This is a genomic window from Burkholderia sp. Cy-637 (genome assembly GCF_011753175.1).
In the GTDB taxonomy this organism is placed as follows: Bacteria; Pseudomonadota; Gammaproteobacteria; order Burkholderiales; family Burkholderiaceae; genus Burkholderia; species Burkholderia gladioli.
The window spans coordinates 1-9,220 of record NZ_VWWC01000226.1 but is presented as its reverse complement, the minus strand read 5'-3'; the positions used below and the strand labels follow the sequence as shown (position 1 = coordinate 9,220).

The following is a 9,220-nucleotide window of genomic DNA, read 5'->3' as shown; positions in this document are numbered from 1 at the left end:
AGGGCGGCTCCGCGGCGATGGTTGCACCGGCAACACAGCCGGGCGCCGCCCAGCATGCCAATGGCGGCAACCCCGGCGATCCGGCCAGCGCGCATTCCTGGAGCGGTTCGATCCAGACCGCGCCGCCGGTTGGATCGAGCGCCGCGGAAGCCGCGCTGCTGGCCCCCGGCAGCGCGGTCCCGGCCACGCCCCGCGCGGCCTCGGCACCGCTGGCGAACGCACCGCAGGCGCGTCCGTCCAGCCTGCAGCAATTGCTGGCGCTGAAGAACCGCGTGCTGATGGAATTGCAGTTGCACGGCATCGGCAAACCCGCGCCCGACAGCGCGGCCCCCAGGGCGAAGCCGGCAGCGGCGCCGTCGAAGGCGGCGCCAGCAAGCGTGGCATCGGCGGCGAGCGGGGCGGAGCCGGCTTCCAGCGCCTCGGCGTCGTCCGTGCCGGCCTCGGCACCGCCCGTTGCAGCAGCACCCGCCAAGCCGGCCGCCGCGCAACCCGGTGCCCCGGCGGCGCCGTTCGACCGAACCGCGGTGATCGCGGTCGGTGTCGCGGCGGCGGCGCTGATCCTCGGTTTCGCATTCCGGCGTCGCAAACGCACCGAGCCGGATGACGAGGCCGTGCCGGCCGCGGCGAAGTCCGAACCGCCCGCGGGCAAGGTCGTGGACGAGGTGGCCGTCACGCCGCGGCCGTCGGCGCGCGGCGCCGATGCCGACCCCGTGGCAGGCGCGGGCGTGCTTGCCGCCGAAGCGGCGGCGCAACGCACGCCGGCCGAACCGGAAGCCCCGGCCCCGCTCGATCATCGCGATCATGAGATCACGCCGCCGACCATCCCGCCGACGGCGGTTTCCAACGAAACACCGGCCGCCGCGACCGTCCCTGACGAGACGGTCACGCCGGCCGAACCCGCGGCACCCGCGGCCGACCTGGCCGCGCATACCAACACGCCCGACGCGGCCGAGCCGCCGCCGGGCCAGTCCGACCACGGGAACGTGCCGGCGCCGCTCGAGGCAGCGCCGCCGGCCGTTCCCGCCGAACCTTCGAGCTTGACCGAATTGAATGAACTGACTCATCCCGTCTCGTCCGGTGTGCCCGTGCACGAATTCCCGGCCGATGCGGTGTCCGCGCTCGACAGCCTCGACATGCCGCTGCCGCCGCGCAGCGGCCTGCCCGACGCGGGCCTCGATTTTGCATCGCATGACGCAACTAACGGTCTGCCCGACCCGCGCCTGCCGGCTGCGGGCCTCGAGCCGTCCGAATCCACTCATCCACATGAAACCGGCGAACAGAAGGGTGACCTTCATGGCTCGTCGGCGACCCATACGGGGACGGATCCCGCCGACGACGAATTGCCGCTCGACGACGAAGCCGGCCCATCGATCCCCGAAAACCGTCCCGCCCCGGGCTTCACGCCTTTCGGCGCCGCGCAGTTCGGCGCGCTGAATCTGGATTTCGATCTCGACCTGCCGGCCGGCCCGGGCGCGACGCTGCCGCCGCCGACCGAGGCCGCGCTGGACCAGATCGCGCGCAACAAGCTGGAACTGGCCGGGGAATACGTCGAGCTCGGCGACCTGCACGGCGCGCGCCTGCTGCTGGGCGAGGTGATCGATGCGAACCGCGCCGATACGCGCGAGGCCGCGCGCGCCATGCTCGCGAAACTCGCCGACGCCTCGTGATGCGCATCGCCCTCGGTATCCAGTACGACGGCGCGGCGTTCTGCGGCTGGCAATCGCAGCCGCACGGCAAGACCGTGCAGGACGAGCTGGAGCGCGCGCTCAAGGCGTTCGCGCTGGTGCCCCTGCAGACGGTGGTGGCCGGCCGCACCGACACGGGCGTGCATGGCCTGGGGCAGGTGGTCCATTTCGACACCGACCTCGATCGCAGCGACTTCTCCTGGGTGCGCGGTACCAACGCCTTCCTGCCCTCGACGGTGGCCGTGCAGTGGGCCAGGCCGATGCCGGACGGCTTCCACGCGCGCTTCGCCGCGTTCGAGCGCACCTATTACTACGCGCTCTACGTGCATCCGGTGCGCTCGCCGATGCTCGCCTCGCGCGCCGGCTGGGTCCACACGCCGCTCGATATCGAGGCGATGCGCGAGGCCGCGCGGCACCTGATCGGCGAGCACGACTTCTCCTCGTTCCGTTCCTCGGAATGCCAGTCGAAGACGCCGGTCAAGCACCTGCACCAGATCGATATCCGCGCCTCGGGCAGCTTCATCCACTTCCGGTTCCGCGCCAACGCCTTCCTGCACCACATGGTGCGCAACCTGATGGGCTGCCTGATCGCGGTGGGACGCGGCCGCTATCCGGCCGACTGGATGGCCGAGGTGCTGGCCGCGCGCAACCGCGAGCGCGCCGCGCCGACCTTCGCGCCCGACGGCCTGTACCTGGCGCATGTCGGCTATCCTGAGGAATTCGCGGTGCCGCCCGCGCAACTCGGCAGCGTGCCGTGGAGCACGGTGTGGGCCGACCTCGACGGCCCGGCGCCCGGCGCGAACCCGCAGCCCTGAGCGCCTCAATCGAACCCGAGCCGCGCGCTCGCGAGCCGATCCGGCTTCGCGGCGCGCGCGCCAGCAGGAACGCCTGACGATGACCGATACGACCCTTTCCGCCGGCGGCCCCGCCGCCACGCCGCAAGCCCGCACCCGCATCAAGCTGTGCGGGCTGTCCCGTCCCGCCGATGTCGATCATGCCGTGGCGCTCGGCGCCGACGCGGTCGGCTTCGTGTTCTACCCGAAGAGCCCGCGCGCGGTGAGCATCGCGCAGGCCGCCGAACTCGTGCGGCGCGTGCCGCCCTTCGTCTCGGCGGTCGGGCTGTTCGTGAACGCCGCGCCCGGGGAACTGGCGCGCGTGCTCGACGCGGTGCCGCTCACCACGCTGCAGTTCCACGGCGACGAGACGCCGGAGCAGTGCCTGGCGCTCGCGCGCGAGGCCCGGCTGCCCTGGATGCGCGCCCTGCGCGTGGGGGCCTCGACGCAGCGCGCCGATTTGGTAGAATCGGCACTTCACTATTCGACAGCCAGCGGCTTGTTGTTCGACACCCATGTGCCGGACTACGGCGGCAGCGGCAAGGTCTTCGATTGGTCACTTATTCCCGCAGAGCTCGTGCATCGGGCCGTTTTGAGTGGTGGCTTGAGCGCTCAAAACGTCGGTGATGCGATACGCCAGATCCGCCCGTACGCGGTCGATGTCTCCAGTGGCATCGAGGTACCGGGCGAGAAGGGCGTGAAGGATCACGCCCGGATGGCGGCGTTCGTGAGCGCGGTGCGCGCGGCGGACGCCCAGTGAGCACAAGGCCGGCGCGGCATGCGCCGGGCCTGCCAGTCGAGAGACACATTCATGTACGATCTTCCTGATGATCGCGGCCACTTCGGCCCGTATGGCGGCGTGTTCGTCGCCGAAACCCTGATCCACGCGCTCGACGAGCTGCGCGAGGCCTACGACCGCTTTCGCGACGATCCCGAGTTCGTCGCCGAGTACAACCGCGAGCTCAAGCACTTCGTCGGCCGCCCCTCGCCGATCTACCACGCGCAGCGCTGGAGCGAACTGCTCGGCGGCGCGCAGTTGTACCTGAAGCGCGAGGACCTGAACCACACCGGCGCGCACAAGATCAACAACGTGATCGGCCAGGCGCTGCTGGCGCGCCGGATGGGCAAGAAGCGCGTGATCGCCGAGACCGGCGCGGGCCAGCACGGCGTGGCCACCGCCACCATCTGCGCGCGCTTCGGCATGGAGTGCATCGTCTACATGGGTTCCGAGGACGTGCGCCGCCAGGCCGCCAACGTCTACCGCATGAAGCTGCTCGGCGCGACCGTGGTACCGGTCGAATCGGGCTCGCGCACGCTCAAGGACGCGCTCAACGAGGCGATGCGCGACTGGGTCACCAACATCGAGACCACCTTCTACATCATCGGCACGGTGGCCGGCCCGCATCCGTATCCGATGCTGGTGCGCGACTTCCAGCGCGTGATCGGCGACGAGTGCAAGGTGCAGATGCCCGAGATGGCGGGGCGCCAGCCCGACGCGGTGATCGCCTGCGTGGGCGGCGGCTCCAACGCGATGGGGATCTTCTACCCGTACATCGACGATACGAACGTCCAGCTGATCGGCGTCGAGGCGGCCGGCGACGGGCTCGACACGGGCCGTCACGCGGCCTCGCTGACGGGCGGCAGCCCCGGCGTGCTGCACGGCAATCGCACCTACCTGCTGCAGGACGACGACGGCCAGATCATCGAGACGCATTCGGTATCGGCCGGCCTCGACTATCCCGGCGTCGGCCCCGAGCACGCCTGGCTCAAGGACATCGGCCGCGCGCAATACGTGCCGATCACCGACGAGGAAGCGCTGAAGGCCTTCCACGACTGCTGCCGGATCGAGGGCATCATCCCGGCGCTCGAGTCGAGCCACGCGATCGCCTACGGCGCCAAGCTCGCCGCCACCCTGCCGAAGGACCGCATCCTGCTGGTCAATCTGTCGGGCCGCGGCGACAAGGACATGCATACCGTCGCGGAACGCGGCGGCATCGTGCTCTGACGCCCGGATGCGCGACCTGATCGAGGAGCCGGCCGGCGGCGCGGCGAGCGAGGGCGAGGCGGCCGAGGCCGCCGCCGCATCCGTGCGTCCCGAACCCGCGTTGCCGGGCGGCATCGAGCTGCGTCACCGCGATTTCCTGACCGATGCGGCGAGCCTGCCGGATGCGTCGATCGACCTGATCGTCGCCGATCCGCCCTACGGGCTCGGCAAGGACTACGGCAACGACTCCGACAAGCTGCAGGGCGACGCCCACCTGGCGTGGACCCGGCAGTGGCTCGAGCTGGCGATCCCGAAGTTGAAGCCGAGCGGCTCGCTCTATGTGTTCTGCACCTGGCAGTACGCGCCGGAGATCTTCAGCTTCCTGAAGACGCGCCTGACGATGATCAACGAGATCATCTGGGACCGCCGCGTGCCGAGCATGGGCGGCACCACGCGCCGCTTCACCTCGGTGCACGACAACATCGGTTTTTTCGCGGTATCGAAAGGCTATTACTTCGATCTCGATCCGGTCCGCATCCCCTACGACGCCGAAACGAAGAAGGCGCGTTCGCGCAAGCTGTTCGAAGGCAGCAAGTGGCTCGAGATGGGCTACAACCCGAAGGACGTCTGGTCGGTCTCGCGCCTGCATCGGCAGCACGCGGAGCGAGTCGACCACCCGACCCAGAAACCGCTCGAGCTGGTCGAGCGGATGGTGCTGTCGAGCTGCCCGCCGGGCGGCGTGGTGCTGGACCCGTTCATGGGCAGCGGCACCACCGCCGTGGCCAGCGCGCGACACGGACGCCGCTTCATCGGCTACGAGATCAACGAGAGTTATTGCGCGATCGCGCGCGAGCGCGTCACCGCGCTCGCCGCGCCGGCCGATGCCTGAGCCCGAACGGGCCGCTCGCCGCCGATCGCGACCGAATCCAGGAAACGACATCATGTCCCGTATCCAGAACACCTTTGCAGCACTCGCCGCCCAGGGCCGTAAGGGCCTGATTCCCTTCCTCACGGCGGGCGATCCGGACCCGGCGAAAACCGTCGAATTCATGCACGCGCTGGCCGAAGGCGGCGCCGACGTGATCGAGCTCGGCGTGCCGTTCTCCGATCCGATGGCCGACGGCCCGGTGATCCAGCGTTCGTCCGAGCGCGCGCTGGCGCGCGGCGTGACGCTGCGGCACGTGCTGGACGACGTCAAGCGCTTCCGCGAGCGCGACGACCGCACCCCGGTGGTGCTGATGGGTTATGCCAACCCGATCGAGCGCATGGGCGCCGAGGCCTTCGCCGAGGCGGCCGCCGCGGCCGGCGTCGACGGCGTGCTGGTGGTCGACTACCCGCCCGAGGAAGCGGCCGGTTTCGCCGCCACGATGCGCGCCGCCGGCATCGACCCCATTTTCCTGCTGGCGCCCACCTCGACCGAGGAACGGATGGCCGAAGTGGGGCGGATCGCCAGCGGTTATGTCTATTACGTGTCGCTGAAAGGGGTGACGGGCGCCGGAAATCTGGATGTTTCCAGCATTGCGGGTAAAATCCCGGCCATCAAGTCGCGCGTGCCGGTTCCGGTCGGCGTCGGCTTCGGGATCCGCGACGCCGCCACGGCGCGCGCGGTGGCCGAAGTTTCCGACGCGGTCGTGATCGGCAGCCGCCTCGTGCAACTGCTCGAGGAAGCGGCGCCGGAAGCGGCGGTGGGCGTGCTCAAGGCCTTCATCGCCGAGATCCGCGCCGCGCTCGACGGCGAGGCCCGGGCGGCCTGAGGCCGCCGCGCGACGTCACGCGACATACCGAGAAACACCGAATGCGGGCCGGAACGATCCGGCCCGTTCTGATGAGGGAAACCATACGATGAGCTGGCTCGACAAGCTGTTGCCGCCGAAGATCAAGCAGACCGACCCCAAGAGCCGCAAGGGCATCCCCGAGGGGCTGTGGGTCAAGTGCCCGTCTTGCGAGGCCGTGCTGTACCGCTCCGACGTCGAGGCGAACCTGCACGTGTGCCCGAAATGCGATCACCACATGCGCATCGGCGCGCGTGAGCGCCTGGACGCGCTGCTCGATCCGGAAGGCCGCTACGAGATCGGCCAGGAAATCGTGCCGGTCGACACGCTGAAGTTCAAGGACAGCCGCAAGTACCCGGATCGTCTCAAGGAAGCGATGGACGAAACCGGCGAAACCGACGCGATGGTGGTGATGGGCGGCGCGATCCGCACGCTGCCGGTGGTGGCGGCCTGCTTCGAGTTCTCGTTCATGGGCGGCTCGATGGGCTCGGTGGTGGGCGAGCGCTTCGCGCGCGGCGCGCAGAACGCGCTCGAGCAGCACGTGCCCTTCATCTGCGTGACGGCCTCGGGCGGCGCGCGGATGCAGGAAAGCCTGCTGTCGCTGATGCAGATGGCCAAGACCACCGCGATGCTGACCAAGCTCGCGGACGCCAAGCTGCCGTTCATCTCGGTGCTGACCGACCCGACCATGGGCGGCGTGTCGGCCAGCTTCGCCTTCCTCGGCGACGTGGTGATCGCCGAGCCGAAGGCGCTGATCGGCTTCGCCGGCCCGCGCGTGATCGAGCAGACGGTGCGCGAGAAGCTGCCGGAAGGCTTCCAGCGCTCGGAATTCCTGCTGAAGTCGGGCGCGATCGACATGATCGTCGACCGTCGCAAGATGCGCGACGAGATCGCCCAACTGCTCGCGCTGCTGCAGCGCCAGCCGGCCGACGCGCTCGCCTGAGTCACGCGCGCCGCGCGGCCCATGCCGACGCGTCGTCCGGCCCGGCCGGGCGGCGCGTTTTTCGTTTTTCAGCGTTCCTGCAGATTCGCAGTGGTACAGATGAGCACATTTCCTACTCTCGAGGCCTGGCTCTCGCACCTCGAAACCGCGCATCCGGTCGGTATCGACATGGGCCTGGCCCGCATCACCCAGGTCAAGGAGGCGCTCGGGCTGAGCTTCTCGTGCCCGGTGATCACGGTCGGCGGCACCAACGGCAAGGGCTCGACCTGCGCGTTCCTCGAAACCATCCTGCTGAAGGCCGGCTATCGCGTCGGCTGCCATACCTCGCCGCACCTGATCGCCTTCAACGAGCGCGCGCGCCTGGGCGGCGAGAACGTGGCCGACGAACTGCTGCTGCCGCATTTCGAGGCGGTCGAGGCGGCGCGCCTGAGCCTGGCGCAGCCGGTCACGCTGACCTATTTCGAGTTCACCACGCTGGCGATCCTGCGCCTGTTCGCCGACAGCGGGCTCGACGCGGTGATCCTCGAGGTGGGCCTGGGCGGCCGGCTCGACGCGATGAACATCATCGACGCCGACTGCGCGATCGTCACCAGCATCGACATCGACCACACCGAATACCTGGGCGACACGCGCGAGAAGATCGGCTTCGAGAAGGCCGGCATCTTCCGCCCGGCTACGCCGGCGATCTGCGGCGATCCCTCGCCGCCGCAAACCCTGATCGACCATGCCGAGTCGATCGGCGCCGACCTGTGGCTGGTCGGTCGCGATTTCCGCTACGAGGCGCAGCCGGGCAACGAGCGCCAGCAGTGGAGCTACCTGGGCCGCGACAAGCGCTATCCGGCGCTGGCCTACCCGGCGCTGCGCGGCGCCAACCAGCTGATCAATGCCTCGGCGGCGCTGGCCGCGCTGGAGGCGCTGCGCTCGCGCCTGCCGGTGTCGGCCCAGGACATCCGCCTGGGCCTGGCCAACGTCGAGCTGGCGGGGCGCTTCCAGGTGCTGCCCGGCAAGCCCGCGATCGTCCTCGATGTTGCGCATAACCCGCACGCGGCGGCGGTTCTCGCGCAAAACCTCGGCAACATGGGTTTCTTTCCGTACACTTACGCGGTGTTCGGCGCAATGCGCGACAAGGACATCGCCGGCGTGCTCAAGCAGTTGAAGGGCGAGATCGATCACTGGTGCGTGACCGACCTGCCGCTGCCGCGCGCCGCGTCGGCCGAGACGCTCGAGGCGGCGTTGCGCGAGGCGGGCGTCGAGGACGGCCCCGACAGCAGCGTCACGCATCACGTCACACCTGCGGACGCTTTTCGAGATGCCCTGAAACGGGCCTCGGAGAATGATAGAATCGTGGTCTTTGGTAGCTTTTATACGGTGGCCGGCGTGATGGCCTACCGTAAATCGCAGCAACACTGACGGGTAGTTCGGACCAGCCATACATGGGAATCTTCTCGTTCGGCAAGAAGAAAGACGACGACGCGCCATCCCGGCGCGGGTCGAAATCCGGCTCCCGGGCCGTACGCAGCGAGCGAGTCGAGCGGCGCACCACGCGCCGCGCCGAGCGGCCCTCGGACGCGATGATGCTCGACCCGACCCTCCCCGAGAAACAACGCGCGCGCCGGCGCCTGGTCGGCGCGATCGCGTTGGTGGTGGCCGCGGTGATCGTGCTGCCGATGATCCTCGATTCGCATCCGAAGCCGGTCACCGACGACATCGCGATCGACATCCCCAACAAGCCTGCCCACGCGGCACCCTCGCGCGACGAGGATCCGATCGACACGCAGGCCGGCGTCGCGCACGACGAGCCGCCCGCCTCGGGCGCGGCCGACGACACACAGACGGCGCAATCCGCCACTTCCCCCGATTCCTCCGACAGCAAGGCCGACGTGGCACCGCCCAGGCCGGCTCAGCAGCAAGCCTCGCAGCAGGCCGCGCCCAAGTCCGCCGCGCCCGCCGTGCCCGCGCCCAAGCCTGCCGCTGCGGCGACGCAGCCGCCCGCGCGCGCGGCC

General features: G+C 69.7%; 10 protein-coding genes. 9 read left to right on the top strand and 1 reads right to left on the bottom strand.

All coding sequences use genetic code 11. The annotated features are described in order from the left end of the window. On the bottom strand, positions 1 to 472 hold a 472-nt coding region (locus tag F3J10_RS36105), incomplete at its 3' end, for a hypothetical protein (RefSeq protein ID WP_205200567.1). A 52-nt stretch (positions 473 to 524) separates the two neighbouring features. Here F3J10_RS36105 and F3J10_RS36705 point away from each other — a divergent pair. From F3J10_RS36705 to F3J10_RS32445, 9 genes are all read left to right on the top strand, one after another. Continuing rightward, a complete protein-coding gene (locus tag F3J10_RS36705) occupies positions 525 to 1,667 on the top strand; it encodes a FimV/HubP family polar landmark protein (protein ID WP_205200566.1) in 1,143 nt (380 codons plus the stop codon). After that, on the top strand, positions 1,667 to 2,500 hold the full coding sequence (gene truA / locus F3J10_RS32480; RefSeq protein WP_025098896.1) for a tRNA pseudouridine(38-40) synthase TruA: 834 nt from the start codon (positions 1,667 to 1,669) through the stop codon (positions 2,498 to 2,500). The genes F3J10_RS36705 and truA overlap by 1 nt, the downstream gene beginning before the upstream one ends. Before the next feature lie 79 nt (positions 2,501 to 2,579). Next, the gene (locus F3J10_RS32475; protein WP_166916463.1) at positions 2,580 to 3,278 is read left to right on the top strand and encodes a phosphoribosylanthranilate isomerase; all 699 of its coding nucleotides are present in this window, start codon (positions 2,580 to 2,582) and stop codon (positions 3,276 to 3,278) included. A gap of 51 nt (positions 3,279 to 3,329) precedes the next feature. Continuing rightward, positions 3,330 to 4,523, top strand: coding sequence for a tryptophan synthase subunit beta (trpB, locus tag F3J10_RS32470; protein WP_025098894.1), 1,194 nt, complete (start codon positions 3,330 to 3,332; stop codon positions 4,521 to 4,523). Between the two features lie 7 nt (positions 4,524 to 4,530). Next, positions 4,531 to 5,391 (top strand): site-specific DNA-methyltransferase, encoded by an 861-nt coding sequence (locus tag F3J10_RS32465; protein ID WP_013690577.1) that lies wholly within the window; start codon positions 4,531 to 4,533, stop codon positions 5,389 to 5,391. A gap of 52 nt (positions 5,392 to 5,443) precedes the next feature. Next, complete coding sequence (gene trpA, locus F3J10_RS32460; protein ID WP_025098893.1) at positions 5,444 to 6,256, top strand: tryptophan synthase subunit alpha; 813 nt, start codon at positions 5,444 to 5,446, stop codon at positions 6,254 to 6,256. An 88-nt stretch (positions 6,257 to 6,344) separates the two neighbouring features. Further along, a complete protein-coding gene (accD, locus tag F3J10_RS32455) occupies positions 6,345 to 7,217 on the top strand; it encodes an acetyl-CoA carboxylase, carboxyltransferase subunit beta (RefSeq protein ID WP_025098892.1) in 873 nt (290 codons plus the stop codon). A 99-nt stretch (positions 7,218 to 7,316) separates the two neighbouring features. Further along, a complete protein-coding gene (folC, locus tag F3J10_RS32450) occupies positions 7,317 to 8,627 on the top strand; it encodes a bifunctional tetrahydrofolate synthase/dihydrofolate synthase (RefSeq protein WP_167234136.1) in 1,311 nt (436 codons plus the stop codon). A 23-nt stretch (positions 8,628 to 8,650) separates the two neighbouring features. Further along, positions 8,651 to 9,220: sporulation protein (locus F3J10_RS32445; protein WP_167243802.1), on the top strand; the 570-nt coding region annotated here is incomplete at its 3' end.